Consider the following 25722-nt stretch of genomic DNA (forward strand, 5'->3'; position numbering starts at 1 on the left):
TGGCGCGGGCGCTACTGATGCCGGCGTTGGAGATTGGCCGAAACTTCCGTGACGTCGTCATCCTCGGGCTTGACCCGAGGATCCATTCCGTGACCTTGCTGCAGAGTGTGACGGTGCAGAATTCTGCAACCGTTGCAACGCCTTAGCGTAACGGCATGGATTCCAGGGTCTGCGCGCGTCGCTTCGCTCCTTGCTCCGCCCCATACATGACGACCGGGAAGAGGGCCACGGCCAATCGCGAAGGTTGGCGCTGTCCCGTCGGCATCTCCAACAAAACCCCGGCCAAGGCCGGGGTTTTGATCTGTAACCCGTGGCGCCTTCTATTCCGCTGGCGATGGTTTCTTGCGGAACAGCGCCGCCAGATTGTCCCACAATTCGATCTTGGCGCCCTGGCGCTTCATGATCACGCCCTGCTGCAGGATCGACAGCGTGTTGTTCCAGGCCCAGTAGATGACGAGGCCGGCCGGGAACGAACCCATCATGAAGGTGAAGATCACCGGCATCCAGGTGAAGATCGCCGCCTGCGTCGGGTCCGGCGGCGCCGGGTTCATGCGCATCTGCAGGAACATGGTGATGCCCATGACCACCGCCCAGGCGCCCATATGCGGCAGGAAGGCGGGCGCGGCGAAGGGCAGCAGGCCGAACAGGTTGAAGATCGACGTCGGATCGGGCGCCGCAAGGTCGTGGATCCAGCCGAAGAACGGTGCGTGCCGCATCTCGATGGTGATGTAGAGCACCTTGTAGAGCGAGAAGAAGACCGGGATCTGCAGCGCCACCGGCCAACAGCCGGCGAGCGGATTGATCTTCTCGGTCTTGTAGAGCTCCATCATCGCCTGCTGCTGCTTCATCTTGTCGTCCGCGTATTTCTCGCGGATCTCGACCATCTTCGGCTGCACCTTCTTCATGTTCGCCATCGAGGCGTAGGATTTGTTCGCCAGCGGGAAGAAGATGGCCTTGACGACGACGGTGGTGGCGAGGATCGCCAGGCCGAAATTGCCGAAGAATTTGTAGAGCGTGTCGATCAGCCAGAACATCGGCTTGGTGATGAAGTAGAACCAGCCCCAGTCGATCAACAAGTTGAACTGGCGAATGTGACGGTCAGCCTCATAAGCGTTGATCTTGGCGACTTCCTTGGCGCCGGCGAAAATCTCCGTCTCGACAGTCGCGGACTGGCCGGCACCGACATTGATCGCATCGGTGAGGAAGTCGGATTGATAGCGGTGGCGCCCGTCCTCGAAGTAGCCGTAGCGCGGCTGGAAGGGCTGCTTTTCGGTGGGCACCAGGGTGACGGCCCAGTATTTGTCGGTGATGCCGAGCCAGCCGTCTGTCGACTTGCCCGGCTTGACTTCCTTGTCCTTTTCGATGGCCGCGTATTTGTATTCCGTCAGCCCTTCGGTGCCGGTGACACCGATCAGGCCTTCATGCAGCACATAGGTGCTGGCGACGGCCGGCTTGTCATAGCGCGTGACGCGGCCGTAGTTGAACAGGCTGACGGCTGCGCTTCCCGAATTCTGCACCGTGTCGGAAACGGTGAACATGTAGTTGTCGTCGACCGAGATGGTGCGCTTGAAGGTCAGGCCCTTGTCGTTGGTGTAGGTGAGCGTCACCGGCGTCGACGGGGTCAGCGTCGGATTGCCTTCGACGCTCCACACCGTGTCCGAGCTAGGCACCGCGCCTGTCTTGTCGGTGCCGACGAAACCGATCTCGGCGAAATAGCCGGTGGGCAGCGCCTGCGGGTTGAGAAGCTGGATCTCGGGCGAGTTTTTGTCGACCGTCTCGGTGTAGTGCTTGAGCTTCAGGTCGTCGAGGCGCGCGCCTGTCAGGTTGATCGAACCCTCGAGGCTGGGCGTGTCGATCTTGACGCGCTTGGTCGCGGCAACAGCCTGGTCGCGGCTGGCCGCCGTCACCGTATCGCCGCCGGGCGCGTTGGGGATCGCGCCGGCGGTGGGAGCCGGCGTTCCGGCCGCGCCGGAGTTGGCGCCGCCGCCCGCTTCCTTCTTCTGCGCCTCGACGCGCTGTTGCTCGACGCGGGTCTGCTCGCGCTGCTGCTCCATGCGCGGGTTCATGTAGAACACCTGCCAGAGGGTCAGGATCAGCACCGACAGCGCGATGGTGATGAAGAAATTGCGGTTGTTTTCCATCGAAAGCCTTTGGCCTATCGTGTTCCGCGCAGCCGGCGGGAAAGCTCGGCCTTCAACTGGCCGAACGGGATGGCAAGCACGTCTTCACGCCCGACGATGACATAATCACTGCCGGGCGCCATGTCATCGGCGGCATGGACGCGCACGGCTTCCCTCAGTCGCCGCCGGACGCGGTTGCGCACCACGGCGTTGCCGACCTTCTTGGTGACGGTGTAGCCGACGCGCGGCGCAAGGTCATCGCCGCGGTCGAGAACTTCAACGAGAAAAAGCCGCCCGCGGCGTTTCTCGCCGCCGCGCACAGCCAGGAATTCCGCGCGTTTCAGAAGCCGCCCGGGGGTTTTCCCCTTTGGCTTGCCGGTTGCGGGCAACGATCTCGTCTTTCGTTCAGGCGCTGAGCCGCTTGCGGCCGCGATTGCGGCGGGCGGCAACGACGCCACGGCCACCCTTGGTGGCCATACGGGCACGGAAACCATGCCGGCGCTTACGGACGAGCTTGGACGGTTGGTAGGTACGCTTCATTTGTTTTAATACCGCGGGGTGCGGCCCTTCTTGATTCTGTCACTCTGTAACAGGAGCTTTGCCAGGCCGGCTTAGGCGCGATCGAAACCGCGCCGGGACGAATGGCCCGAGCGTGAGCGGGCTTATAGGAAGAAGGTTTTGGGAAGTCAATCCGGGGTGCCCCCGAGGCATTTTTGCTGGACCAAGGTTGAAATTGGCAAAAAAGCCGCAAATCGCATAATCTTGGCCGATCAAGCCTTTGTGAATGCGCGTCAATGACGAGTGAAACTCTGCCCACGAACGAGAAGGCAAGGCCGGCGGCGAATTCGACGCGCCGGGTGCCGCTGTCGCGTGGCCTGTCGACCAAGCTCCTCTTCCTCACCATCGCCTTCGTGCTTTTGGCTGAAATCCTGATCTTCCTGCCCTGGATCGCCAGCTATCGGGTCAATTGGCTGAAGGAGCGGTTGAGCACCGCCGCCGCCGTGTCGATCGTGCTCTTGCAGGGCGAGCCCAACGCGCTGTCGCATAACGCTCAGAACGACGTGCTGATGGCGATCGGCGCCAAGGCGATCGCCGTGCGCGACGGCGGCGTCTCGCGGCTGCTCGTCGTTTCCGACATGCCGCCCCAGGTCGACGAGCATATCGACATCGCCGATGTCGGCCTGGTCAACGGCATGACCGGCGCGCTCGACACGCTGTTCTTCGGCGGCAAGCGCATGCTGCGGGTCTTCGGCCCGGTCGGCGACAGCGACAAGGAATTCGAGCTGATCATGCCGGACTACAGGCTGCGCGACGCCATGCTTCGATATTCGCGCAACGTCGCCGTCGTCTCGCTGCTGATTTCGCTGTTCACCGCCATGCTGGTCTATGCGGCGATCGACCTGATCATGATCGGGCCGATCCGCACAATGACACGCTCGATCCTGGCCTTCTCCGAGGCGCCCGACGATCCCGGCCGCGTCATCCGCCCCGCCGACCGCGCCGACGAGATCGGCGTGGCCGAGCGCGAGCTGTCGCAGATGCAGGACCGGCTGCAGAAGATGCTGTCGGAGCAGAAGCATCTCGCCGACCTCGGCCTGGCCGTCTCCAAGATCAACCACGACATGCGCAACATCCTGGCGTCCGCGCAGCTGATGTCGGACCGGCTGCGCCAGGTGAAGGACCCGACCGTGCAGGCCTTCGCGCCGAAGCTTCTGCGCGCCCTCGACCGCGCCGTCTCCTATTCCGAAGGCGTGCTTCACTACGGCCGCACCCAGGAGCCGGCGCCGTCGCGCCGGCGGCTCAGGCTGCGCCAGCTGGTCGACGACGTGCACGGCCTGCTCGACATCGAGGAGGGCATCGAGTTCATCAATGGCGTCGAGCTCGCCTTCGAGGTCGACGCCGATTCCGACCATCTCTTCCGCGTGCTCACCAATCTCTGCCGCAACTCCATTCAGGCGATGGCCGCCGACACCGAAAGCGCGGTGGTGCGCCGGCTGGCGGTCGCGGCCGAGCGCCATGGCAGCGTCAGCCGCATCACCGTCACCGACACCGGCCCCGGCCTGCCGCCCAAGGCGCGCGAGAACCTGTTCGCCGCCTTCCGCGGCTCGGCCCGCAGCGGCGGCACCGGCCTCGGCCTGGCGATCGCGCACGAGCTGACCCGCGCCCATGGCGGCACCGTCGAGCTCGTCGAATCGATCGGCGGCCGCACCGTCTTCGCCGTCACTATCCCCGACCAGCCTGTCCGGCTCGACCAGGCGCGCAACGGCCTGCGCCGCCCGGCTTGAGGTTGCCACCTCCGGCTGAGCCGCCTGTCGGCAGCGGCGCGCCTCGATCAAAGCCGGCAAAACCGCCTGCGACAAAACTTTTGCCGGATCGGCTTGCTTTTCGCGAATTCAGTCGTTAGGGAACACTCCACATCGCGGCCGGCCGTCTCGACCGGAACGCGGGGCCTGTGTCATGCACGGCCTGTTGCGCGCCCGTAGCTCAGCTGGATAGAGCACCAGACTACGAATCTGGGGGTCAGGAGTTCGAATCTCTTCGGGCGCGCCAAATACCGCCAACTGCCCTCCATGCCGCCGAACTACGCCGGCGCGAAGAGCGGCAGACAGCCCAAGTACAAATATGAGTAGAAATGGCGACGTTAGGCGGTGAAGAAGTTCGAATCGCTTACGCTCGGATGAGCAATTTGGCCAAAGGCGGAGCTCACGCATTCGGCGTTGGATGATCGCTATGCGCCGCAAGACGGACGTCTTCAGGTCGTCTTCGACCGCCCGAGCCGTGTCCGGCGATCACCTTATCAGCGCCGGTCAGTCCGGAAGAGGAATATGCTCATCCCGGTCATCGACCGGCAGATCGAAGCGCCCCTTGCCCCAATTCTGCGCGCGCCAACCGGCTTGCCGCTTCGGCGCTGGCAGGGCGCGACGATGAGGGTCTCGATGGCGTCGATGCCCACCTCATCGGGGCAGCCGGGCTCGATGGCTGGGTTCCAACTCATGTGCGTCATTCTCCTGCGCTGCCAGAATGTCTAAACTGGCGCGCGACCGGCTGCCAGACTAGCAAACACCTAGATAAGTCAAGCTGTGTCGCAGCAGGTGGAACATTCGGGCCTATATCGCCGAAGGAATGCCGACGTCGAATGCAGATCCTTGGCTAAGCTTCTTAGCCGTCGAGACCCCAAAGCTTCGGGTTCCGTTTGAAATACTCAGTCAGCATTTCGGTGAGCACCCGCACTTTCCGCGCGGGATGCTGACCCGGCGGGCGTACGACATACGCGGCCCCCGGAGGTACCGGATAGCGTGTCATGATCGGAACCAATGCACCGGAGGCCACATATTCATATGTGATGCAATCGGGGAGCCAGGCGATGCCGAGGCCTGCCGCAGCAGCAGCGGCAAGTGCCGTGGCGCTGTCGGCCTTGAACTTGCCCTGCGGCTGGACCGTAACAATCTTGCTGCCATCCATGAACTGCCAGGCTTCCGTTCCCTGCATGAGGGCCTGATGGGTGACGAGTTCGTCCAGAGTCTCCGGTGACCCATGCGCTTTGATGTAATCCGGGCTTGCGACAAGTTTTCCATGGATCGGCCCGACGCGCTGCGCGATCAGGTTGGAGTCCTGAAGGTAGGCGCCCCGGATCGCGCAATCGAAACCCTCTGCGATGAGATCGACGAAGCGATCGCTGTAGGAGGTCTGGATGTGAAGCCGCGTGTGCTGGCGCGCCATTTCCGCAAGCACGGGGGCGAAGTGCGTCGGGCCGAAAGTAAGCGGCATGGCAACCCTCAGGCGGCCGCGAAGGTCGCCGGATGGCAGGATGGTTTCCCTGGCGGTATCGATCTCGGCGCTGGCTCTGGCCGCGTGGTCTCTGAACGTGATCCCCGCTTCCGTAAGCGCGGCCCCGCGGGTCGTTCGTGCAAGAAGCTGGACGCCGAGTTCTGCCTCGATCCGGAAAAGCCGCCGGCTCACGATTGACTTGGAGACGCCGAGCCGGCGTGCGGCGGCCGATACGCCCCCTGCATCGGCCACGGCGACGAATGTCTGGAGATCTTCGATGTTCATTTCGTCGTTCCTTATTTCGCGACACAGCTTACCTGAATACGGCACTACCTCATCACCTAAAGGAACAGCAAATTGCGTCCCGGCAACGTCGCCGGCTGGCGCATGTCTCCCGTGAACCCATCGCCGTCCATAGCGGCAGAGAAAGGATGTCTTGATGACCCCTCGTAACGGCCTCGATTCGCTTCTTCGTCCCGAAGATTCGGTCCTCGTTCTGATCGACCACCAGCCTTATCAACTCGCAAACCTGAACAGCCACGATCCGCACATGGTGGTCAACAACACGACCGCGCTGGCGAAGCTGGCAAAAGCCTTCAATGTTCCGACCATTCTCACCAGCGTGATCGCGGCGCGCGGCGGACGTCCCTTCAAGCAGATCACCGACGTATTTCCGGGCCAGGAAGTCATCGATCGCACCTGGGTGAACACCTGGCAGGACGAGAATGTGGTGAACGTCGTCAAGGCGACCGGCCGCAAGCAGCTGATCATCGCCGGCCTGTGGACCGAGGTCTGCGTCGCAATGCCTGTGATCCAAGCCGCCGGCGAAGGCTGGGACGCGACCGTGATCACCGACGCGTCGGGCGGGATTTCGAAGGAGTCTCACGAAGTTGCCATCCAGCGAATGATCGCGGCCGGCGCGAACGTGATGACCGTGATGGCGCTCGCTGGCGAATGGCAACGCGATTGGGCGCGCACCGAGCATGTCGAGGAGCTGACCGAGATTCTCATCCAGCACTTCGGCGGCAGCGGCATCGCGTATCTTTGGGAGCAGCAGCTTCTCAACACGCCAGTAGCTGGCTGATCCCGGCCGGGATGGCGAGCATTTCGATGAGGGTCGGAATCGATCCGTTTGCCGGCCCTCGCCATTCTCACCTCACGGGAAAGCCTTTGATGTCAGCGATAAATCATGTGCGCGGATGCTGGCCCCGGCTGACCCGGCAGCGGTGAAGCCTTCCGCCGAAACGGCTCGATCTGGCCCGCCGCGCCTCTTTCTGGTCGTTGAGCAAGTGGCTGGCCGATCCCGAAAGCGTCATCTGGCGCGACTAGGCGCGGCCGCCCATGGCGCCAAAGGCAGAGGCCGGAAAGGGTCGGTGCGCGGTGAGCTACGCGATCCAGGACACGCCCGACATGGTGCAGCAACGCTAAGAGCGGTTCCTACCGCAAGACAAGGCAACCATCGCAGCGCAGGTGATCCGGAACTTTGCGGAATGGCGCAACGCGTTCTGGAGCACTTGCACAATCAGGTGGAGGCAACCGGCAACCTGCTCGGTCACAGGCGATCATCACGCGGAGGTAAATGATCGCCTGCCGTGTCGCTCGGAGCGGCGGTCCGACGGCTTAGACTTACATCTCTTGTTCCCAGAAGCCGCGGGTGTTCACGTTAGCGGCGTCGGCAAGAGCTTCCAACTCCGCGATGTCGTCGCTGGTGAGCGTGATGCTGCTGGCTCGGGCCAGACCGTCGACATGATGGGGCTTGGTGACGCCGACGATCGGCGTCGTGCCCTTGGCTATCGCCCACGCTGTCGCGACATCGGGCGCTGCTGCACCCTGGCTCAGGCCGATCGAGGCGAGCTTGTCCGTCAGAGCCTTCAGTTGAGCCAGCATGCCGTTGTAGATCTTCGCCCGGCTGCTGCCTTCCGGCAGCGGATTCTCCGGGCTGTACCGGCCGGTCAAGGCGCCCTGTTCGAGCACCATATAGGCGAAGAACGGGATGCCTTGGTTGCGGCAGTAGTCCAGGATGCCAGCTTGCTCAGAGCTGCGGTAGAGGAGGCTATAGTGGTTCTGGACGGCTTCGACCCGGAACCCGGCTTCGCGCAGGATCTGGTCGGCGAGCTTGATCTCGCTCAGGTTGTGATTCGAGACGCCGACATGTTTGACCTTCCCGCTCTTCAGCAACGGAATGAGGTGCGGAGTCCACCGCGGCACATCGGCTGGATTGTGAATCCAGTAGAGGTCTATGTAGTCGGTGCCGAGGTTGGCCAGGCTCTGCTGCAGCATGTCCGCCACCGGATCGTCGCTGGTTCCCGCGATCCGCGGGTTGAACTTCGTGGAGAGCTGGTAGCCGCTGCGGGCGTAGCGCTTCAGGACCTCCCCGAGTACGGTTTCGGAACGGCCCATGCCGTACACCAGGGCGGTGTCCCACAGGGTGAACCCGGCCGCGTGCGCCTTGTCGGCGGCCTCTTCCAGGCCAGCTTGAGTCAGGTGGCTGCCGAAGTAGCCGTTGCCAGTCTCGCCGCTGTCGCCCCAGGCCCACGTGCCCAGTGCGACCGTGGGGATCTTCAGATCATCGGTTCTCATGTTTGCTCCATCCTTGTCCCGCGGCCAGGTTTGCTGTGAACCAGGCGCCGCTGACACTGTGATGCGGGGCGACGTCGAACCGTTAGCCTGATGCGCCGGGATTGCTGCCCAATCCTCCAGAAGCTGCGGGTTCGCATTGCCGCCCTTCCGCGCGCGTGCGATGGTCCGATTCATGGAAACGCTGACCGAAATCGCGGCCGTGATTGCCCGGCACGTCGCGAAGGATGGCTTCCACGCCACCCCCGTCGAACGTGTGACGCTTGTTCGATCCTCCACGGTGACGATGCCGATGCCGAATGTTTACCGGCCGCAACTGTGCCTCGTCGCGCAGGGGCACAAGGAGGTCACCCTGGGCGACCGCGTGTTCAGATACGCACCGGGGCGCTATGGAGTCGTGACCTACGACCTGCCAGCCATAGGCCGTGTGGTCGAGGCGACGCCCGACAAGCCCTATCTTTGCCTGTATCTCGATTTCGATCCGGTCATGCTGGGGGACTTGGCGTTGCGCGTGCCACTGCCGCCGGGAGCGTCATCCCCGCCCATAGGCAAGACGGTGTCCGACGCCGGCGCCGGTCTGCTCGACGCGGCGCTGCGCCTGCTGCGCCTGCTCGACGATCCGGCAGCGCTGCCCGTGCTCGGGCCGCTTGCCGAGCAGGAAATTCTCTATCGCCTGCTCGCCGGCCCGGACGGCGCCAGGATGCGGCACATCACCTCCGGCCAAGGTCGGGTGGCCCAGGTCGGCCGCGCCATCGCCTGGATCGGGAAGAACTTCCGGGGACGGTTCAGCATCGAGCGGCTTGCCGCGGAAGTAGGCATGAGTCCGTCGAGCCTGCACGAGCATTTTCGCGCCGTGACGGCGATGACGCCGCTGCAATTCCAGAAGCAGCTCAGGCTGCAGGACGCGCGCAGCCTGATGCTGGTCCAGGACATCGACGCCACGACTGCCGCCTTCCGCGTAGGTTACGAAAGCGCGTCGCAGTTCAGTCGCGAATATCGCCGCCACTTTGGAGAACCGCCGGCGCGCGACATAGCCCGTTTGCGCGCTTCGCCGGGCTTGGCGGTGGTGGCTTGAGTTCAGCCTGCCCGGCACCGGTTTCAAATCGGCGTTCATGCGCGTCAAAACCAATTGCAAAATAAAATCAGTCGACCTAACCTAGACCGATTGCACAACGCAATCAGATCGCGCGAATACATGTGAGGAGCAGGCAATGGCCAAGCTCGTGTTCGGAATGAACCAGTCGCTGGACGGCTATGTCGATCATACGGCGTTCGGGCCAAGCCCCACGCTCTTCCGCCACTTCATCGCGGAGGCCGAGCGGCAGTCGGGCAGCGTCTACGGTCGCCGCATGTACGAGATCATGCGCTATTGGGACGACGAGCATCCCGAGTGGGATGCCGAGCGGCTTGCCTACGCGGCGGCGTGGCGGCGCCAGCCGAAATGGGTCGTCTCGCGCTCGTTGAAGTCTGTAGGTCCCAACGCCACGCTCGTCGAAGATGATCTTGAGGGCGCAATGCGGAAGCTGAAGGCCGAGCGCGACGGCGAGATCGAAGTCGCCGGCCCGGACTTGGCGCGAAGCCTCGCCGAACTGGGCTTGATCGACGAATATCGGATCTACCTGCACCCGGTCGTGCTTGGTCACGGCAAGCCCTATTTCGCCGGACCCCGCCCACCGCTCCGCCTGATGGCGCATGATCGGATCGGCGAAGATGTGATCAGGTTGACCTACGCTCCAGCCTGATCTCGCGACGTCCGGCGCGCCACCGCCTGTCGAAAATTCGTAAGGTCTCAGCTCGCGCGCGGCGCCGTTCGGGCCTGCACGAGCAGCCAGCGTTCAAACCCCCACAAAAGCATCGGACAGGCCATAAGTGCCGCCGAGCCGAGGCCGAGGGCCGCGCCTGCGTGGCCAGTCCAAAGCGCCAGCCTGCCGCCGAGCCAAGGCGCGATCAGCATCGTGGCGTAGTAGACCGTGTAGAAGAGTCCCATTCCCAGCGCTCGTGTCGCCGGCGCCAGCACCCGCGCCGGCAGGCTCATGATCGATCCGGCTGGGAGCCCGCAGACGAGGCCGAGTGCAACCAGTGTGGGCGGCACTGGCGAGCCCCGCCACAACAGCACAATCAGCGCAGCGAAAGCCAGGCAGCTTGCGGCAAGCAGCGCATTGCGGCTTCCCGCGCGGTCCGCGAGGTAGCCGCCAAGGGGAACGGATAGGGCCGCGAGCCACAGCACGATGCTGACGGCCGAGCCGGCGGCGGCCGTCGACCAGCCGCGCTCGACCAGCATCGACGGCGCGAAACTGAAGATCATGGCGAAGCCGACATTGTAGAAGGCCCATATCAAGCCTGCCAGCAGCACGGCCCAGACGACCGGCAGCCCAAGTCGCGCGTCTTGCGCTGAAACCGGAGCGGCGGACTGGCCTGGCGGCCGGTAGAAAAGCCCCACCAGCGCCAGGGCTGCGCCGATAAGCGCCATGACCGCGATCTGCGCGCCCGCAATTCCGAATTCAGCCTGGATCAGCGGCAGCGCGACGAGCGTGAGGGCAATGCCCAGCGGCCATGAGTTGATGAAGATCGCCATCGCCGTGGCGATCTGCCGGCCCGCGAACCAGTCGACCATCATCTTGGTCATGAGCACGTTCAACAGCACGCCGCCTATGCCCGCGATCAGCCGGCCGGCGATTTGCACGCTCCATGAAGTCGAGATGCAAAGCAGTGCCTCGCCCGCCAGCATCATGACCAATCCGGCAAGCACGGTCGCCTTGTCGCCAAAGCGACGTCCGATCGCACCGCCCGGCAGCGCCAGCGCGATGCCCGGCGCGAAATAGAGGCCTATGAGCACGCCTATATCGGCGAGATTGGCGTTCAGTGTCTTCCCCAGCTCCGGCGCGATGGCCGCGATGCTCTGGAATTGCACCGCCATTGCGGCGCGAGCGGCAAAGAGGACTGCAAGGATCGTCCAGCGGCCACGCATAACGATCAGGTCCGGCGCGGAGGGCATGCCTGCCGGCGCATCGGTTGGTTCGTGCAAAAAGACCTGCTTTCGCCCGGCCCGCGCCCGGCGCTCCGGCACTGCGTGCAGGCCAACGCCAACCTTGGCCATACGGCCGAACTGCCCCCTCCCATCTTTTGCCCCACCAAATCTGCGGGCGGCCGCTACGGCCGGCCTGCTGCCTGCGCAATCGAGCTTCTCGAATTTTGCGGCCCGGACCTCTCTTCGAAATCCTAGCACGGCTCGGCTCGCACTGAAAATGCGATTGCCGGGCTCGTCGTCTCCGTCAGCTGCGGGCGCCCGCCTTGCCGTTGGCGCCGTCGAGCAGCGCGATCAATCCCTTGAGGATCTCGATCGGCGGTGGCGGGCAGCCCGGAATGCGCAGGTCGACCGGCACCACGTCCGCCACGCCGCCGACGACCGCGTAGCTGCCGGCGAAGCAGCCGCCGTCCCTGGCGCAGTCGCCGAGCGCTACCACCCATTTCGGGTTGGGGGTCGCGTCAAAAGTCCGCTTCAGCGCCTCGCGCATGTTTTTCGTGACGGGCCCGGTGACCAGAAGCACGTCGGCATGGCGCGGCGACGCGACGAAGCGGAAGCCGAAGCGCTCGATGTCGTAGAAGGCGTTGTTGAGCGCGTGCATTTCAAGCTCGCAACCATTGCAGGAGCCGGCGTCCACGGCGCGGATCGACAGACTCCGGCCGAGCCGCTTGCGGGCAAGCCCGTCGAGGGCGCGTGCCAGCTCGTCGACGGCCGCGTCGCTCGATTGCGGCGGGCGCTCGGTCAAGGGCGGGCGGATCAGGCTTTCGAAGAGCAGTTTTCGCATGGCGGTGTGCCTTGGCCCGGCTTAGAGGTCGTGGCCCGAATAGGAGCAGTTGAACGATTTGTTGCAGAGCGGGAAGTCGGCGACGATGTTGTCTTCGATCGCCGCTTCCAGCAGCGGCCATTGGAACCATGAAGGGTCGCGCAGGTGGCAGCGCTCGATCGTGCCGTTCTCGCCGATGCGCAGCCAGGCCAGTATGTCGCCGCGGAAACCCTCGACCAGCGCCATGCCCTCACGCGGTCCATCCGCAATATCGCCCGCTGCGGCGATATCGGCGCGGATCGGGCCGGCGGGCAGCCGCCCGAGAATCTGCTCGACCAGCGACAGGCTCTGCTCGACCTCGCGCACGCGGATCCAGACGCGCGCGTTGACGTCGCCCTCCCGCAGCACCGGCACATCGAAGGCGAGTTCGTCATAAGGCGCGTAGGCAAGATCGCGCCGCGCGTCGAAATCGCGGCCCGACGCCCGCCCGACATAACCGCCGGCGGCATATTGCCGGGCAAGCTCGACCGTGAGCCGGCCGGTCGCCACCGTGCGGTCCTGCAGCGATGCCGTGTTGTCGTAAAGTTCGACCAGATGCGGGAAGCGCTGCCTGATCTCCGCGACCAGCGACCGGATGGCGCTCGTCCCCGCCTCGTCCAGATCGCTCGCCGTGCCGCCGGGCACGATACGGTCGCGCATCAGGCGATGGCCGAAGGCGGCGTCGGCGGCGCGCAGCACGCGCTCGCGCAGCACGCCGCAATGCGCGTGCATGATCGCGAAGGCGGCGTCGTTGCAGATGGCGCCGATGTCGCCGAGATGATTGGCAAGGCGCTCCAGTTCGGCCATCAGCGCCCGCAGCCAGATTGCACGCGCGGGAACCTCGAGCCCGAGCGCGGCTTCGACGGCGCGGGCAAAGGCCAGCGAATAAGCGACCGTGCTGTCGCCCGACGTCCTGCCCGCGAGTTTTGCGGCCCGGTCGATCGGCGCGCCTGCCATCAGGCCTTCGATGCCCTTGTGCACATAGCCCAGCCGCTCTTCCAGCCGCACTACCGTTTCGCCGCCGGCCGTGAAGCGGAAATGCCCCGGCTCGATGATGCCGGCATGCACCGGCCCGACCGCGATCTGGTGGAGGCTTTCACCCTCGGCCGCGAGGAACCGGTAGGAGGCGGCGGTCGCCAGTCCGCCGGGCCGCACGGCCAGCGGATGCGAGACGCCCCATTGGCCATGGTCGAGCCATCGGCGGGTGTCGGCCAGGCCCTGCGGCGCCAACCCGAACAGGTCCGCGGCGGCGCGTTCCAGCCGCAAGGCCGGCGCATGGTGCTGGCCGACCGACGGGTAGCGGCCGCCGCGGCAATCCAGGCTGACGACGCCGATGGTCTGCGCTTCGTCGAGAAGCGCCATATGCACCTTGTCCGGCTCCCCCCACAGGCCGAGCAGGCTCCAGCGACCATTGGCGAGCTCCTCGACCGCGAGGTTCCAGGCCTTCGCGGTCACCACGGCGCGCGGCCAGGGAACGTGATGCTCGATCCGACGACCGGCTTCGATGACATCGGCGAGCACGGGCGTTTTTTTCCTCACCGCGCGCATCACCCCAGAATCCCGGCGACGTGCTGGAACCACGCCACCAGGGGCGCCGGCAGATAGATGCCGGCGGCAAACACCAAGGCGAGGTGCGAGTACATCGGCACGTAGGACGCCTCGACCGGCGCCATGCCGCCGCGCGGCTCGCCGAAGGCAAGCCCCGTCAGCCGCAACAGCAGCGCGCCGAAGGCGATCAGCAGCCCGAACACCAGCGGGATCGCCAGCCACGGATGCCTGGCGAAAGTCGAGCTGACGACCAGGAACTCGCTCATGAAGATGCCGAGCGGCGGCAGGCCGGCGATCGCAACGACGCCGATGACGAGCGCCCAGCCGAGGCCGGGATGGCTTTCGGTCAGGCCCCTGATCTCGGAGATATTCTGCGTCCCCTTGACCTGCGCGATATGGCCGACGGCGAAGAAGATCGCCGATTTGGTCAGGCTGTGCATGACCATGTGCAGCAGGCCGGCGAAGTTGGCGAGCGGGCCGCCCATGCCGAAGGCGAAGACGATGATGCCCATGTGCTCGATCGAGGAATAGGCGAACAGGCGTTTGATGTCGCGGCGGCGGTAGAGCATGAAGGCCGCGAAGATCAGCGAGGTCAGCCCCATCGTGACCATCAGCGGTCCGGGGCCGATCGCCGCCGGGCTTGCCGCGAGCAAAAGCTTGAAGCGCAAAACGGCATAGAGCGCGACGTTGAGCAGCAGGCCCGACAGCACCGCCGAGATTGGCGTCGGGCCCTCGGCATGCGCATCGGGCAACCAGGCATGCAGCGGCGCGAGACCGACCTTGGTGCCGTAGCCGAGCAGCAGGAAGATGAAGGCGACGCTGAGCAGCGCGGGGTCGAAATGCGCCGCCTTCTCGATCAGCACCGACCAGACCATGGCGTTGGTGCCTTCGCCGACGACCGGCTGCGCGGCCATATAGACGAGGATGGTGCCGAACAGCGCCAGCGCGATGCCGACGCTGCCGAGGATGAAGTATTTCCAGGCCGCCTCCAGGGCCTCATGCGTGCGATAGATGCCGACCATCAGCACGGTGGTCAGCGTGGCGAACTCCACCGCGACCCACATCAGGCCGATATTGTTCGACACGAACGCGAGGTTCATGCCGAACATCATGATCTGGTACATCGCGTGGTAGAATCTGAGGTTCGGCGCGGTCAGCCGGCCGGTCTCCAGCTCATGCGCGATATAGGAGGCGCTGAACACGCTGGTGGTGAAGCCGACGAATGTGTTGAGCACGATGAAGACGATGTTGAGATCGTCGACGATGAGATATTGCCCCGGCGCCGGCCGCTCGGTGACGAACAGCGACAGCGCCGCGAGCAAGGTGAGCAGGCTCGCTATCACGTTCACGATCGCCGTCATGCGGTAGTTCGGCAATGCCGCCAGAATGGCCGCGGCAGCGGCCGGAATGAAAAGGATCGCGGCCACGGCGTCGAAGGAGAACCCGCTCACCGGCGTTCTCCCCGATAGTCGTCGAGCGCGCCAACATCGACCGAATCGAACCGTTCCCGTATGCGGAACAGGAAGACGCCGATGACGATGAAGGCGATCAGTATCGAGAAGGCGACGCTGATCTCGACCACCAGCGGCATGCCCTTGGCGCCGGTGGCGGCCAGCACCAGGCCGTTCTCCAGCGACATGAAGCCGACGACCTGGCTGACGGCGTTGCGCCTTGTCACCATCACCAGCAGCCCCAGCAGGATGATCGACAGCGCGAAGGCGAGGTCCTCGCGCGCGAGCGGGTCGGCCTCGGGCGTCACCCGCAGCATCAGCACCATGGAAAGCGTCACCAGCCCGATGCCGGCGAGCATGGTCGGGCCGATGCCGACGGCGGTCTCGATGTCGCGGTGGATGCCGAGCCGCTGGATGATGCGATGCAGCCCGACGGGAATGACTATCGCCTTGAAGACCAAAGCGATGCCGGCGGTGATGTAGAGATGGTGCGCGTCCTGGATATAGGCCTGCCAGGCCACCGAGAGCGCCAGCACCACCGCATGCAGCGCAAAGACGTTGATCAGCGCGAACAGCCGGTCCTGGTAGAGCATCATGAAGGAGATCAGCACCAGGCTGCCGGCGAGCAGATGGGCGATGTCGAAGGTGAGACCGTTCATCACAGGCTCCGTGAGACGAACAGCAGGAGCGTGCCGAGCAATGCCAGCATCAGCGCTGCACCGAGGAAGTCCGGCACTCGGAAGACGCGCATCTTGGCGACCGCCGTCTCGAACACGGCGAGCAGGATGGCAAGCGCCGCGAGCTTGGCGAGATAGGCGGCGGCGCCGATGGCCAGCGATTGCGGCCCCGTCCCGGCGCTCGCCAGCCCCCAGGGCAGGAAGACGCAGGAGATCAGCGACATGTAGAGCAGCAGCTTGAGGAAGCTGGCGAGCTCGATCATCGCCAGATGGCGGCCGGAATATTCCAGGATCATCGCCTCATGCACCATGGTGAGCTCCAGATGCGTGGCGGGATTGTCGACCGGGATGCGCGCGTTCTCGGCGATGGCCACCATCACCAGCGCGATCAGCGACATGCCGAGCGACACCCGCAGCCCGACCTGCGGCGAACCCATGAAGGCGGCGACAGTCGAAAGCTGCGTGGCGCCGGCCATCAGTGCCAGGCTGAAGACGATGAGCAGCATCGCGGGTTCGGCCAGCGACGCGATCATCACCTCGCGGCTGGCGCCGATGCCGCCGAAGCTGGTGCCGACCTCCATCCCCGCCAACGCCAGGAAGAAGCGCGCGCTGCCGAGCAGCGCCACGATGGCGATGAGATCGGCCGCCCAGCTGAACTGGAGGCCGGAGGCGAAGGTCGGAACGAGCGCCGCCGCGACCCATGTGGCGGCGAAGATCAGGTAGGGCGTTACGCGAAACAGCCAGGACGCGTTGTCCGCCAGCACGACCTCCTTGCGCATCAGCCTGACGAGATCGCGATAGGGCTGGATCACCGAGGGTCCCTGCCGCCGCACCAGCCTCGCCTTCACCTTGCGCACGAAACCGATCAGAAGCGGCGCCAGCAACAGCACCGAAAACATCTGCGCGCCCTGCACGGCAAGCTCCAGGATCACGGCCATAGCGCAAGCACCAGGAGCAGGATGACGAGGTAGAGGAAGACCAGCGTCAGGTAGCGGCGGATGGTCAGGAACTGCAGGTGGTTCAGGCGCTCGGTGGCGAAATCGATCGCGCCGGCGATCGGCTGGTAGAAGATCTCCCAGGCCAAATCATGCATATCCACCTTGAGGCGCGCCGGTTCGAGGGAACCCGGCGCCGGCATGTCCACCGTCTCGCGGGCGCGGAACGCGAAGCTGCCGAAGACGCGGCGGATGGGCTGCGCGAAGCTGACGGCGGTGTATTGCGCGGCCGGCACCGGGTCGGCGAAGCCGCACCCCCATGCAATGCCCCTGCGCAGCGCATGCGAGGCGAAGCGGTGGATGAAGAAGGCCGCGAGCGACGCCGAAATGGCGATGAAGGCGAAGACCAGCAGGCCGTTATAGGAGCTGCGGCTCTCCGCGATCGGCACGATCGACAGCCAGGGCTCGGCCATCTGCACCGGCATGCGGTCGCCGATGAGCGAAAGCGTCACCGGCGACAGGCCGTCGATGACCAAGCCGGGCAGGATGCCGGCGAGCAGGCAGAAGGCGGCAAGTACGACCATCACCGCCAGCGACCAGCGGTCGACCTCATGCGCGCGTTCCACCGCCGCCGATCGCGCCCGGCCAAGGAAGGTGATGCCGAATGCCTTGACGAAGCAGGCCGCGGCCAGCGCCGCCGCCAGCGCCAGCATGCCGCCGACCGCGGGCACGATGACCTTCAGCCCCCATTGCGGCAGCTCGGGGCTGCGCAATATGGCCTGGAAGACCAGCCATTCGGAGGCGAAGCCGTTGAAGGGCGGCAGCGCCGAGATCGAGACGCAGCCGACGAGAAAGACGAAGCTGGTGACCGGCAGGCGGTGGATGAGGCCGCCGAGCTTTTCCATGTCGCGTTCGCCGGTCGACATCAGCACCGCGCCGGCGCCGAAGAACAGCAGGCTCTTGAAGAAGGAATGGTTGAGCACATGGAAGAGCGCCGCGGTGAGGGCCAGCGCTGCGGCCGAGGACATGGCGTTCGCCTTGAAGGCGAGCGCAAGGCCGAGACTGGCAAAGATGACGCCGATATTCTCGATGGTCGAATAGGCGAGCAGCCGCTTCAGGTCCTTTTCCATCAGCGCGTGAAGGATGCCGAGCACTGCCGTCACGCCGCCGATGAGGAGCACGGCGACGCCCGACCACCATGCCGGCGCGCCAAGCAGGTCGAACACCACGCGGAGGAAGCCGTAGATGGCGACCTTGGTCATGACGCCGCTCATCAGCGCCGAGACGTGGCTGGGTGCCGCCGGATGGGCAAGCGGCAGCCAGGCATGCAGCGGCACCAGGCCGGCCTTGGAGCCGGCGCCGAGCAGCATGAGAACGAGCACCGCGCCTGCCGCGAGCGGGCCCGGATGCGCCGTCCGCATCGCGTCGAACGCATAGGTTCCCGCCGGTCCCGCCAGCAGGCCGAAGGCAAGCAGCAGCGCCATCGTGCCGAAGCTCGCCATCACCAGGTATATGGTGCCGGCGCGTCGGTTGGCCTCGTCGCGGTGATGCGCCATGACCAGCGCCCAGGAGGCGAGCGACATGAACTCCCAGGACAAGAGGAAGCTGAAGGCGTCGTTGGCCAGCACCACGAGGTTCATGCCGGCGAGGAACGCCGGATAGAACGGCAGCACGCGATGCGGCGCGGATTCGTGCCGGCCGTAGCCAAGGGCATAAAGGCTGGTGACGGCGCCGCCCAGATTGACGACGATGAGGAAGAACGCCGACAGGCCGTCGAGGCGGAACCGGGCGCCGGTCCAGGGCAGGCCGAGCGGCAAGGTGGCGGACGCGTCGCCGGAATTGCCGGCGAGATGGCTGGCAACGATCACGATCAGGGCGGCTGAAATGGCAAACGCGGCGCCGTAGACCAGACGCGTCGCAAAGGTGTGCCGGCTGACGGCCGCGGCAAGGATGGCTGTTCCCAGAAGCGCGGCAGGACCGCACAGCACAAGAGCCACAGCCAAGATCACGGCAGGCTCCCGCCAGGCTCGACATCGCCGGCATCGGATGCCCTGGCCGGATCGAACCCGCTCTTCAGCCGCACGCCGCGACCGCCGCCCTGGCTGACCGTGCCTTCGCCGATCAGTTCGATGCCGGCCGCCTCGAGCGCGGCGATCAGCTTCATGAGCGAATCGACATTGCCCCGGATGATCGAGCCGCTGGCTTCCATGCGCTGGATCGTCGGCACCGACAGGCCGGACAATTCGGCAAGCCGGCGTTGATCGATGCCGAGCAACGATCTTGCGGCGCGCAATTGCGGTGCGGTTATCACCGACGATTCTCTCGTTCAGTTCTGAGATATGAGGTGTCGGTGCTGCACCCTACATTAAAATGTTCTATCGTCAAGGATTGATGTATGAAACATATATGTTGATGCCACCGCAGCCGCAGGTCGGCTATGGGCATTTGCCAGCGGAAGATCGATTGCGAAGTAGCAAACGTGGTCCGGAGCCGTCATGCCCGCTCGCCAGAGGCGAGGAGAATATCGGCCTCCGCGACGCAATAAGCGGCGTCAGCCGCATGAAGCGGCCCAGGCTCATGGCAGTCGCGAGCCGCGTCTCGGCGCTGGCGGAGAGGTCCGCTATTGCGGTCATGTCGGCCTCGCTCATTCGCGAACGCTCCCGCTGGCGGCGGCGCAGATGATCCTGCGCCGCATTATGGGCGATGCGGAACAGCCATTGCTCGGGACGCTCGACGCGCGCGCCGCCATCATGGGCGGCAAGCGCCTTCACCACCGCCTCCTGCACGATGTCCTCACCCTCGATCGCCGAGCCGGCCATGCGCGCCGCATAGCGGTGCAGTTTCGGCCGCAGGCCGACGAGCATGGCTTCAAGTTCCGCGCGGCCGAACCCTGCTGAGCTCATCGTCCTCTTTCTCGCCTCGCCGATCACAAGCCGTGCCCGGGTCAGGCGGGCACGGCTTCATCGGCTTTGGCCAGCATACGATAGTTGCCGACGATCTTCGCCGGCGACCTGGCAAGCGGCGTCGAACGCCGCCCGGCATGATCGGCGCCGAACGCCTTGAACGCGTCCAGTTCGGTCAGCGCCGAACTGTCCTTGTCGTAACCGACGAGGTGGACGAATTCGCCATTCTCCAGTTCGAGCACCAGATAGCGCACCGATTGCGGCTGCGTTTCATCCAGCGCCTCGAACACCTTTGCCACCAGCGCCCGGTTCTCGGCGGTGCTGGCGTCCTTCACGCCGTAGCGGATGAGATTGTAGGTCATGGTCGCCTCCTGTTTGCGGATCTGCGTGAGGAAGACGTTCCATGGGCTCGAAAGGATTCCCGGGCGGGTTGCTATCTTTCGATTCGTCTCCTGCGATCAGCCGCTTCCGCCGATCATGGAGACGATCGTGTCGTCGCCGGCCGATTGCGGTCGCATCCGGCCGCTGGCCAGCTCGATCGACAGTTTGCATAAGGCCGAGTTGACCGGCGTCGCCATGCCGTTGAGCCGCCCCAGAAGGACGATCTCGCCATTGAGGAAGTCCGTTTCGAGCGAACCGGTCCCGCGCACGATGCTTTGCAGCGTCGAGGAGCCGACACGCGTTCGGCCGGGGATGGCGGTTATGCTCAATTCCTCGCGCGCCATGGCGTCGGTCTTGTCCCAGTCGATTCCGGCGGCGGTGAGCACCGCCTCGGCTTCGGCTCGTGCCTTCGCATACCATTTCCGCTGCAGCTCGGTATCCCCGAGCGCGGCGTCGATGATGTTTCGAAGGTTGGCCAGCAGCTTGCGATATTTGCTGCTCATCACATTGTCCCTGGGGTCGACGATGAAACCGGACGCGCTCAGAACCCCGCACAGTTTCTCGACTGTGTCGTCGATTCCGGAAGGATAGCGGCCGATATCGAAGGCGCCGATCCTGGGCGCGAAATAGGCCGCTACCTGGCCAGGCGTGTCGTAATCGGCCGGCAGCATCACCGTCGCGCCATAGACATTGGCGAAGAAACGCAACGCCAGCGGCTCGTTGGCAACGCCGTTCTGGAAACAGAATACGGGTTGCGCCGTTACGCCGGCGGCGTTGAGCCGCTGCAGTGCGCCGAGTGTGTCGGGGGTCTTCATCGTCAGGAGCACGACATCGTCCGGCCTGAAGGAAATCTCCGTCGGGTCGGCATGGACGGGAAAGCGCGCGATCCTGGTGCCTTGCGGGGTGGAAAGCGACAGCCCCGCAGCGCGGATGGCATCGAGCTGCCTGCCGCGGGCGATGCCGAGGACCGTGTGGCCTGAAAAACTCAGCTGGGCCGCGATGGCGCCGCCGACCGCGCCGATGCCATAGACGATGATGCGCATGCTGTTCCCGCTGTGATTGGAGTTGGGACTTCGGTCGACAACGATTGAGCGAAAAAGCCTACAGCGTTGTCGCTGAACCGGCGATCACCCAGGCGCTGCGTTCACGCAATCGTGGCTGCCGCCGCCCGCCCCGCGCTGCGCCCCGAAAAAATGCAGCCGCCGAGGAAGGTGCCTTCCAGCGCCGCGTAGCCGTGCACGCCGCCGCCACCGAAGCCGGCCACTTCGCCCACCGCATAGAGACCCGGCACCGGCTCGCCGGCGGCGTCGAGAACGCGGCTGTCGAGATCGGTCTGCAAGCCGCCCAGCGTCTTGCGGGTCAGGATGTTGAGGCGCACCGCGATCAGCGGGCCGTTCGCCGGATCGAGCATCCTGTGCGGCCTGGCGGTGCGGATCAGCTTGTCGCCGAGATAGGCGCGGGCGCCGCGCAGCGCGGTTATCTGCGCGTCCTTGGAGAATGGATTGTCGAGTTGCATGTCGCGGGCGCGGATCTCGCGCTCGACCTGGGCGACCTCCAGCAGCGGCGCGCCGCCGGCCAGCGCGTTCATGCGCGCCACCAGCTTTGCAAGGTCAGCCTCGACGATGAAGTCCTCGCCCTTTTCCATGAAGGCTTTCACCGGCCCGGGAATGCCGCTTGTTGCGCGCCCCAGCACCTGCCGCCAGCTTTTCCCCGTGAGGTCGGGGTTCTGCTCGGAGCCCGACAGCGCGAACTCCTTCTGGATGATTTTTTTGGTCAGGATGAACCAGGAATAGTCGAAGCCGGTGCCCATGATGTGGCTGAGCGTGCCGAGCGTATCGAAGCCCGGGTAGAGCGGCACCGGCAGCCTTTTGCCGCGTGGGTCGAGCCAGATCGACGAGGGGCCGGGCAGGATGCGGATCGCGTGATCCGTCCAGATCGGCGCCCAGTTCTTGATGCCCTCGACATAGTGCCACATGCGGTCGCGGTTGATGATCGAGCCGCCGGCAGCCTCGGTGATCGCCAGCATGCGCCCGTCGACATGGTCGGGCACGCCGGTGATCATGCGCTTTGGCGGCGCGCCGAGGCGCTCAGGCCAGTTCCTGCGCACCAGCTCGTGGTTGCCGCCGATGCCGCCGGAAGCCACGATCACCGCTTGTGCATGGAGCTCGAAGTCTCCGGTCACGGCGCGCGAGCTTTTGTGGCCGCGCTCGACGCTGCTCTGCTTCAGCACGTCGCCGCGGACGCCGGTGACGGTGTCGCCGGTGCGGACGATCTCGTTGACCCGGTGGCGGAACCTGAACTCCACCAGCCCGCGCTTTTGCACCTCGCGCACGCGCAGCACGAAAGGTTCGAGCACGCCGGGCCCGGTACCCCAGGTGATGTGGAAGCGCGGCACCGAATTGCCGTGGCCGGTCGCATTGCCGCCGCCGCGCTCGGCCCAGCCGACCACGGGGAAGAATTTCAGGCCGCGCTCGATCAGCCATGAGCGCTTCTCGCCGGCGGCGAAGCCGACATAGGCCTCGGCCCATTTGCGCGGCCAGAAATCCTCCGGACGGTCGAAGGCGGCCGTGCCCATCCAGTCCTCGAGCGCGAGGTCGTGCGAATCGCGGATGCGCATGCGCCGCTGCTCGGGCGAATCGACCAGGAACAAGCCGCCGAACGACCAGAAGGCCTGGCCGCCCAGCGACTGCTCCGGCTCCTGGTCGACGATGACGATCTTCTTGCCGGCGTCAGCCAGCTCGGCCGCGGCGACGAGGCCCGCCAGCCCCGCGCCGACAATGATCACGTCCGCGTCAGCCATTTTTCCTCCGTGGCCGGCAAAGCAATTCCAGGAAAGGCGGTTTTCCGTCCGGAATTGCGTCAAACAAAAGAGCTAGACGTTCTCCCAGCCGTCCTTTTCTCCGGCGCGGAAGATGGCGTCGATGACTTTCTGGTTGAGCACGGATTCCTCCAGCGTGAAGACGCGGTCCTTGCCACCCTGCGCGGCACGCACGAAGGCCTCGCATTCCAGCCGGTACTGCTGCGTGCCCGGGAAGCGGAACACTTGCGCTTCGGTGTGGTTCTGGTTGTGCAGCTCGATGCGGTGATGCTCGTAGAGCCCGGCATTGAACGGGCCAAAAACCTCGATGAAGCCCTTCTCGCCGTGGAACACCATAACCTGGCGGGCCGCCATCTGCGTCGACAGATAGAAGGACAGCTCGAAGTCGCCGAAATCGGCGCGGATCGAGGAATAGATGTCGGTGCCAAAGGTTTTGTCGCGCTCGATCGTCGCCTGCACGCGGATCGGCTCCTTGCCGGTCGAAAAGCGCGTCGACACCGTTGGATAAACGCCGATATCGGGCAGCGCGCCGCCGCCGAGATCGAGCTGGTTGCGCATGTTCTTGGGATCGACATTGTAATAGGAAAACGCGCCCTGCACATGCCGCAGCCGGCCGATGGCGCCGCCGGCGATGAGGTCGCGCACCTTGATCCATTGCGGATGGTAGACGACCATGAAGGCCTCGCAGACCAGCACTTTCTTTTCGTCGCGCAGCTTGATCAGCGGCGGGATGTCCTTGGCGTCGAGCGCCAGAGGCTTCTCGACCAGCACATGCTTGCCCGCTTCGATCGCCTTCGCCGTCCATTCGACATGCTGCGATGTCGGCAGCGGGATATAGACGCCGTCGACGTCCTTGGAGGCGAGCAGTTCCTCGTACGAGCCGAAGGCATGGCGGGCGCCGAAACGCTCGCCCAATGCCTTGGCCTTCGACAGGTCGCGGCTGGCGATCGCCGACAGGACGCCGTTCTCCGAATCCACGATTGCCGGCAAAAGCTGCTCGCGGCCGATCTTTGCCGTCGACAGAACACCCCATCGGAACATCACGCTTCTCCATGTCGGTTTACAGGTAACGAGGTTTGCCCGAAATCGACGGAAAAGCCAATCGCAGACGCGGGCCACAAAACGCCTTCGTCATCCTCGGGCTTGACCCGAGGATCCATTCCGTAACCCTTGACGTAAAGTGCAGCGGCGCAGAATTCTGTAACCGTTGCAACGCTTTAGCGTCACGGAATGGATCCTAGGGTCTGCGCCCGTCGCTTCGCTCCTTGCTTCGCCCTAGGATGACGAACTCGAGGACGCGGGGCTTGGAACTACCCCCTTCTCCCCATCAGCGTCATGTCGAAGTCGACGATGTTGGAATAGAGCGGCGTGCCGACATCCATCCCGTAGCGCGACCTGAGCACCTTGCCGGTGACGTGGAACTTGCTCGCCCCGCTCTTCAATCCGCCGAGCTCGGCCGTGAATTTTTCCGGAAACGTCTTGCCGCGCGCCGTCAGCCGGCCGGTGACAAGCGCCGTCGTGTCGCCGGTGCGGGTGACGCTGGTCGAGCGGAACCGGATCTCCGGATTGTTGGCCGCGTCGAACACCGCGTCGGAGCGCAAGCTTCCGCCGGTGGTTTCGCTAATCTCAGAAGTCGCAGGAAAGGCGCCGGCCTGGCGACCAGCCCCTTCTCCCCGTTCAACGGGGAGAAGATGCCGGCAGGCAGATGAGGGGCGGTGCCGACGGTTGAAAATTTGCTTATCAACCTTGAAGCGTGATCTTGCCGCACTCCTACCCGCTCACCTTGAAGAAATCCACGAACGCCCTCAGCGCCGGCCGCATCTGCCTGCGGCTCGGATAGTAGACGAAAAAGCCCTCGAAGGTCGGGCACCAATCCTCCAGCACGCGGATCAGCCGGCCGTCGGCGAGCGGCGCTCGCACATAGGGCTCGAAGACGAAGGCAAGCCCGGCGCCGTCGACCGCCGCCTGGGCGATCAGGTGATCCTCGTCGAGGATCAGCGGCCCCTCGACCGCGATCTCGATTTCCTCGCCGTCCTTCTCGAATTCCCAGCGGTAGAGGATACCGCTGGAGAAGCGGAAGCGGATGCAGCGGTGGTCGGCCAGCTCGCTCGGATGGCGCGGCTTCGGCATCACCGCGAAATAGGACGGCGCTGCGACCACCGCGCCGCGGATATTCGGCCCGATACGGACCGCGATCATGTCGCGCTGCAGGCTTTCGCCGAGCCGCACGCCGGCATCGAAACCGCCTTCGACCACGTCGGTGAAGCGATCCTCGATGACGATCTCCAGCACGATGTCGGGATAGGCGGCGGCGAAGTCGGCAAGCCGTGGCGTCAGCACCAGATGCGCGGCGGTGCGCGGTACGGTCAGCCGCAGATTGCCAGCCGGCCGGTCGCGCGCCTCGACCGCCGTTTCCAGCGCCAGATCGATCTCCGACAGCGCCGGCCTTAGCCGTTCGAGCAATTGCGCGCCTTCCTCGGTCGGCGCGACGCTGCGCGTGCTGCGGGCCAGCAACCGCACGCCGAGCCGTGCTTCCAGGCTCGACACGGCATGACTGACCGCCGACGGCGCGATGCCGAGCTCGCGCGCCGCGCGGCGGAAGCTGGCGCATTGGGCGACGGTGGCGAGCACGGCGAGTTGGGAGAGGTTGGTCCGGTTCATTGTTCTATTTTATAGAGCAAGCCGTGCGAAAGAGAACCGATTATCGAACGGATCGC

At 64.9% G+C, this 25722-nt stretch carries 24 protein-coding genes, 1 tRNA gene and 1 pseudogene; 5 read left to right on the forward strand and 21 right to left on the reverse strand.

From position 1 onward, the window contains the following. Positions 1 to 320: 320 nt before the first annotated feature. Genes yidC through rpmH form a run of 3 tightly spaced genes read right to left on the reverse strand, consistent with a single transcriptional unit; the run spans position 321 to position 2660 of the window. Positions 321 to 2141 (reverse strand): membrane protein insertase YidC, encoded by a 1821-nt coding sequence (gene yidC, locus FJ418_RS09145; RefSeq protein ID WP_140641885.1) that lies wholly within the window; start codon positions 2139 to 2141, stop codon positions 321 to 323. Between the two features lie 14 nt (positions 2142 to 2155). Further along, entirely contained in the window at positions 2156 to 2509 is a 354-nt protein-coding gene (gene rnpA, locus FJ418_RS09150; RefSeq protein ID WP_140641883.1) for a ribonuclease P protein component, read from the reverse strand. A 16-nt stretch (positions 2510 to 2525) separates the two neighbouring features. Further along, positions 2526 to 2660 (reverse strand): 50S ribosomal protein L34, encoded by a 135-nt coding sequence (gene rpmH, locus FJ418_RS09155; protein ID WP_008833937.1) that lies wholly within the window; start codon positions 2658 to 2660, stop codon positions 2526 to 2528. 254 nt (positions 2661 to 2914) lie between these two features. On the opposite strand from rpmH, the gene FJ418_RS09160 reads away from it, so the two are divergent. Together FJ418_RS09160 and FJ418_RS09165 are read left to right on the forward strand one after the other, a co-directional pair. Further along, entirely contained in the window at positions 2915 to 4405 is a 1491-nt protein-coding gene (locus FJ418_RS09160) for a HAMP domain-containing sensor histidine kinase (RefSeq protein ID WP_140654506.1), read from the forward strand. Positions 4406 to 4593: 188 nt separating this feature from the next. Further along, positions 4594 to 4670, forward strand: a tRNA-Arg gene (locus FJ418_RS09165). A 247-nt stretch (positions 4671 to 4917) separates the two neighbouring features. Here FJ418_RS09165 and FJ418_RS09170 read toward each other — a convergent pair. Next, positions 4918 to 5115 (reverse strand): hypothetical protein, encoded by a 198-nt coding sequence (locus tag FJ418_RS09170; protein WP_140654505.1) that lies wholly within the window; start codon positions 5113 to 5115, stop codon positions 4918 to 4920. A 164-nt stretch (positions 5116 to 5279) separates the two neighbouring features. Continuing rightward, complete coding sequence (locus FJ418_RS09175; protein WP_140864965.1) at positions 5280 to 6173, reverse strand: LysR family transcriptional regulator; 894 nt, start codon at positions 6171 to 6173, stop codon at positions 5280 to 5282. Between the two features lie 154 nt (positions 6174 to 6327). Here FJ418_RS09175 and FJ418_RS09180 point away from each other — a divergent pair, with 154 nt between their 5' ends. Beyond that, on the forward strand, positions 6328 to 6972 hold the full coding sequence (locus tag FJ418_RS09180; RefSeq protein WP_140864967.1) for a hydrolase: 645 nt from the start codon (positions 6328 to 6330) through the stop codon (positions 6970 to 6972). 542 nt (positions 6973 to 7514) lie between these two features. Here FJ418_RS09180 and FJ418_RS09185 read toward each other — a convergent pair. Beyond that, positions 7515 to 8468, reverse strand: coding sequence for an aldo/keto reductase (locus tag FJ418_RS09185; protein ID WP_140864970.1), 954 nt, complete (start codon positions 8466 to 8468; stop codon positions 7515 to 7517). A gap of 172 nt (positions 8469 to 8640) precedes the next feature. Between FJ418_RS09185 and FJ418_RS09190 the strand changes: the two genes are divergently transcribed. After that, entirely contained in the window at positions 8641 to 9540 is a 900-nt protein-coding gene (locus FJ418_RS09190; RefSeq protein WP_140864972.1) for an AraC family transcriptional regulator, read from the forward strand. A 136-nt stretch (positions 9541 to 9676) separates the two neighbouring features. Continuing rightward, on the forward strand, positions 9677 to 10207 hold the full coding sequence (locus FJ418_RS09195; protein WP_140641834.1) for a dihydrofolate reductase family protein: 531 nt from the start codon (positions 9677 to 9679) through the stop codon (positions 10205 to 10207). A gap of 47 nt (positions 10208 to 10254) precedes the next feature. On the opposite strand, the gene FJ418_RS09200 is transcribed toward FJ418_RS09195, so the two are convergent. The 15 genes and pseudogenes from FJ418_RS09200 to FJ418_RS09270 all read right to left on the reverse strand — a co-directional run bounded on the left by FJ418_RS09200 (position 10255) and on the right by FJ418_RS09270 (position 25666). Continuing rightward, positions 10255 to 11490 carry an MFS transporter gene (locus tag FJ418_RS09200; protein ID WP_246682981.1) on the reverse strand — a complete coding sequence of 412 codons (1236 nt, stop codon included), beginning with the start codon at positions 11488 to 11490 and terminating at the stop codon, positions 10255 to 10257. Positions 11491 to 11737: 247 nt separating this feature from the next. Further along, entirely contained in the window at positions 11738 to 12274 is a 537-nt protein-coding gene (gene nuoB / locus FJ418_RS09205; RefSeq protein ID WP_140864974.1) for an NADH-quinone oxidoreductase subunit NuoB, read from the reverse strand. Between the two features lie 21 nt (positions 12275 to 12295). Beyond that, a complete protein-coding gene (locus tag FJ418_RS09210; protein WP_140864976.1) occupies positions 12296 to 13840 on the reverse strand; it encodes an NADH-quinone oxidoreductase subunit C in 1545 nt (514 codons plus the stop codon). Beyond that, positions 13840 to 15291 (reverse strand): hydrogenase 4 subunit F, encoded by a 1452-nt coding sequence (locus FJ418_RS09215; protein ID WP_140864978.1) that lies wholly within the window; start codon positions 15289 to 15291, stop codon positions 13840 to 13842. The genes FJ418_RS09210 and FJ418_RS09215 overlap by 1 nt, the downstream gene beginning before the upstream one ends. Continuing rightward, a complete protein-coding gene (locus tag FJ418_RS09220) occupies positions 15288 to 15950 on the reverse strand; it encodes a hydrogenase-4 component E (protein ID WP_112098328.1) in 663 nt (220 codons plus the stop codon). Before FJ418_RS09220 ends, FJ418_RS09215 begins: the two co-directional genes overlap by 4 nt. Then, entirely contained in the window at positions 15950 to 16906 is a 957-nt protein-coding gene (locus FJ418_RS09225) for an NADH-quinone oxidoreductase subunit H (protein ID WP_140864980.1), read from the reverse strand. The genes FJ418_RS09220 and FJ418_RS09225 overlap by 1 nt, the downstream gene beginning before the upstream one ends. Then, a complete protein-coding gene (gene hyfB, locus FJ418_RS09230) occupies positions 16897 to 18909 on the reverse strand; it encodes a hydrogenase 4 subunit B (protein WP_181166891.1) in 2013 nt (670 codons plus the stop codon). Before hyfB ends, FJ418_RS09225 begins: the two co-directional genes overlap by 10 nt. Further along, the gene (locus FJ418_RS09235; RefSeq protein ID WP_140858820.1) at positions 18909 to 19214 is read right to left on the reverse strand and encodes a helix-turn-helix transcriptional regulator; all 306 of its coding nucleotides are present in this window, start codon (positions 19212 to 19214) and stop codon (positions 18909 to 18911) included. Before FJ418_RS09235 ends, hyfB begins: the two co-directional genes overlap by 1 nt. A 124-nt stretch (positions 19215 to 19338) precedes the next feature. After that, on the reverse strand, positions 19339 to 19767 hold the full coding sequence (locus tag FJ418_RS09240; RefSeq protein WP_246682984.1) for a sigma factor: 429 nt from the start codon (positions 19765 to 19767) through the stop codon (positions 19339 to 19341). Between the two features lie 80 nt (positions 19768 to 19847). Next, positions 19848 to 20168: a hypothetical protein gene (locus tag FJ418_RS09245; protein ID WP_246680844.1), complete on the reverse strand. Its 321-nt coding sequence runs from the start codon at positions 20166 to 20168 to the stop codon at positions 19848 to 19850. A 96-nt stretch (positions 20169 to 20264) separates the two neighbouring features. Beyond that, complete coding sequence (locus tag FJ418_RS09250) at positions 20265 to 21230, reverse strand: 2-dehydropantoate 2-reductase N-terminal domain-containing protein (RefSeq protein WP_140864984.1); 966 nt, start codon at positions 21228 to 21230, stop codon at positions 20265 to 20267. A 101-nt stretch (positions 21231 to 21331) separates the two neighbouring features. Continuing rightward, positions 21332 to 22987, reverse strand: a complete 1656-nt coding sequence (locus FJ418_RS09255; protein ID WP_140864986.1) for an FAD-binding dehydrogenase — start codon at positions 22985 to 22987, stop codon at positions 21332 to 21334. Positions 22988 to 23059: 72 nt separating this feature from the next. Further along, positions 23060 to 24046, reverse strand: coding sequence for a Gfo/Idh/MocA family oxidoreductase (locus FJ418_RS09260; protein WP_140641812.1), 987 nt, complete (start codon positions 24044 to 24046; stop codon positions 23060 to 23062). Between the two features lie 269 nt (positions 24047 to 24315). Beyond that, a pseudogene (locus FJ418_RS09265) lies at positions 24316 to 24606 on the reverse strand (YceI family protein); the annotation flags it as partial. Between the two features lie 169 nt (positions 24607 to 24775). Beyond that, positions 24776 to 25666, reverse strand: a complete 891-nt coding sequence (locus FJ418_RS09270; protein WP_140708536.1) for a LysR family transcriptional regulator — start codon at positions 25664 to 25666, stop codon at positions 24776 to 24778. Positions 25667 to 25722: the final 56 nt, after the last annotated feature.

It is taken from the genome of Mesorhizobium sp. B2-8-3 (genome assembly GCF_006440815.1).
GTDB lineage: Bacteria > Pseudomonadota > Alphaproteobacteria > Rhizobiales > Rhizobiaceae > Mesorhizobium.

What these genes read in the sequence shown, in the direction of transcription:
- FJ418_RS09185 (WP_140864970.1), bottom strand. Translation starts at nt 8,468, where the DNA reads ATGAGAACCGATGATCTGAAGATCCCCACGGTCGCACTGGGCACGTGG.
- FJ418_RS09240 (WP_246682984.1), bottom strand. Translation starts at nt 19,767, where the DNA reads ATGCTCGTCGGCCTGCGGCCGAAACTGCACCGCTATGCGGCGCGCATG.
- FJ418_RS09250 (WP_140864984.1), bottom strand. Translation starts at nt 21,230, where the DNA reads ATGCGCATCATCGTCTATGGCATCGGCGCGGTCGGCGGCGCCATCGCG.
- FJ418_RS09245 (WP_246680844.1), bottom strand. Translation starts at nt 20,168, where the DNA reads ATGACCTACAATCTCATCCGCTACGGCGTGAAGGACGCCAGCACCGCC.
- FJ418_RS09160 (WP_140654506.1), top strand. Translation starts at nt 2,915, where the DNA reads ATGACGAGTGAAACTCTGCCCACGAACGAGAAGGCAAGGCCGGCGGCG.
- FJ418_RS09190 (WP_140864972.1), top strand. Translation starts at nt 8,641, where the DNA reads ATGGAAACGCTGACCGAAATCGCGGCCGTGATTGCCCGGCACGTCGCG.
- nuoB (WP_140864974.1), bottom strand. Translation starts at nt 12,274, where the DNA reads ATGCGAAAACTGCTCTTCGAAAGCCTGATCCGCCCGCCCTTGACCGAG.
- FJ418_RS09195 (WP_140641834.1), top strand. Translation starts at nt 9,677, where the DNA reads ATGGCCAAGCTCGTGTTCGGAATGAACCAGTCGCTGGACGGCTATGTC.
- FJ418_RS09225 (WP_140864980.1), bottom strand. Translation starts at nt 16,906, where the DNA reads ATGGCCGTGATCCTGGAGCTTGCCGTGCAGGGCGCGCAGATGTTTTCG.
- yidC (WP_140641885.1), bottom strand. Translation starts at nt 2,141, where the DNA reads ATGGAAAACAACCGCAATTTCTTCATCACCATCGCGCTGTCGGTGCTG.
- FJ418_RS09260 (WP_140641812.1), bottom strand. Translation starts at nt 24,046, where the DNA reads ATGTTCCGATGGGGTGTTCTGTCGACGGCAAAGATCGGCCGCGAGCAG.
- FJ418_RS09175 (WP_140864965.1), bottom strand. Translation starts at nt 6,173, where the DNA reads ATGAACATCGAAGATCTCCAGACATTCGTCGCCGTGGCCGATGCAGGG.
- rpmH (WP_008833937.1), bottom strand. Translation starts at nt 2,660, where the DNA reads ATGAAGCGTACCTACCAACCGTCCAAGCTCGTCCGTAAGCGCCGGCAT.
- FJ418_RS09180 (WP_140864967.1), top strand. Translation starts at nt 6,328, where the DNA reads ATGACCCCTCGTAACGGCCTCGATTCGCTTCTTCGTCCCGAAGATTCG.
- FJ418_RS09220 (WP_112098328.1), bottom strand. Translation starts at nt 15,950, where the DNA reads ATGAACGGTCTCACCTTCGACATCGCCCATCTGCTCGCCGGCAGCCTG.
- FJ418_RS09210 (WP_140864976.1), bottom strand. Translation starts at nt 13,840, where the DNA reads ATGCGCGCGGTGAGGAAAAAAACGCCCGTGCTCGCCGATGTCATCGAA.
- FJ418_RS09170 (WP_140654505.1), bottom strand. Translation starts at nt 5,115, where the DNA reads ATGAGTTGGAACCCAGCCATCGAGCCCGGCTGCCCCGATGAGGTGGGC.
- FJ418_RS09255 (WP_140864986.1), bottom strand. Translation starts at nt 22,987, where the DNA reads ATGGCTGACGCGGACGTGATCATTGTCGGCGCGGGGCTGGCGGGCCTC.
- FJ418_RS09270 (WP_140708536.1), bottom strand. Translation starts at nt 25,666, where the DNA reads ATGAACCGGACCAACCTCTCCCAACTCGCCGTGCTCGCCACCGTCGCC.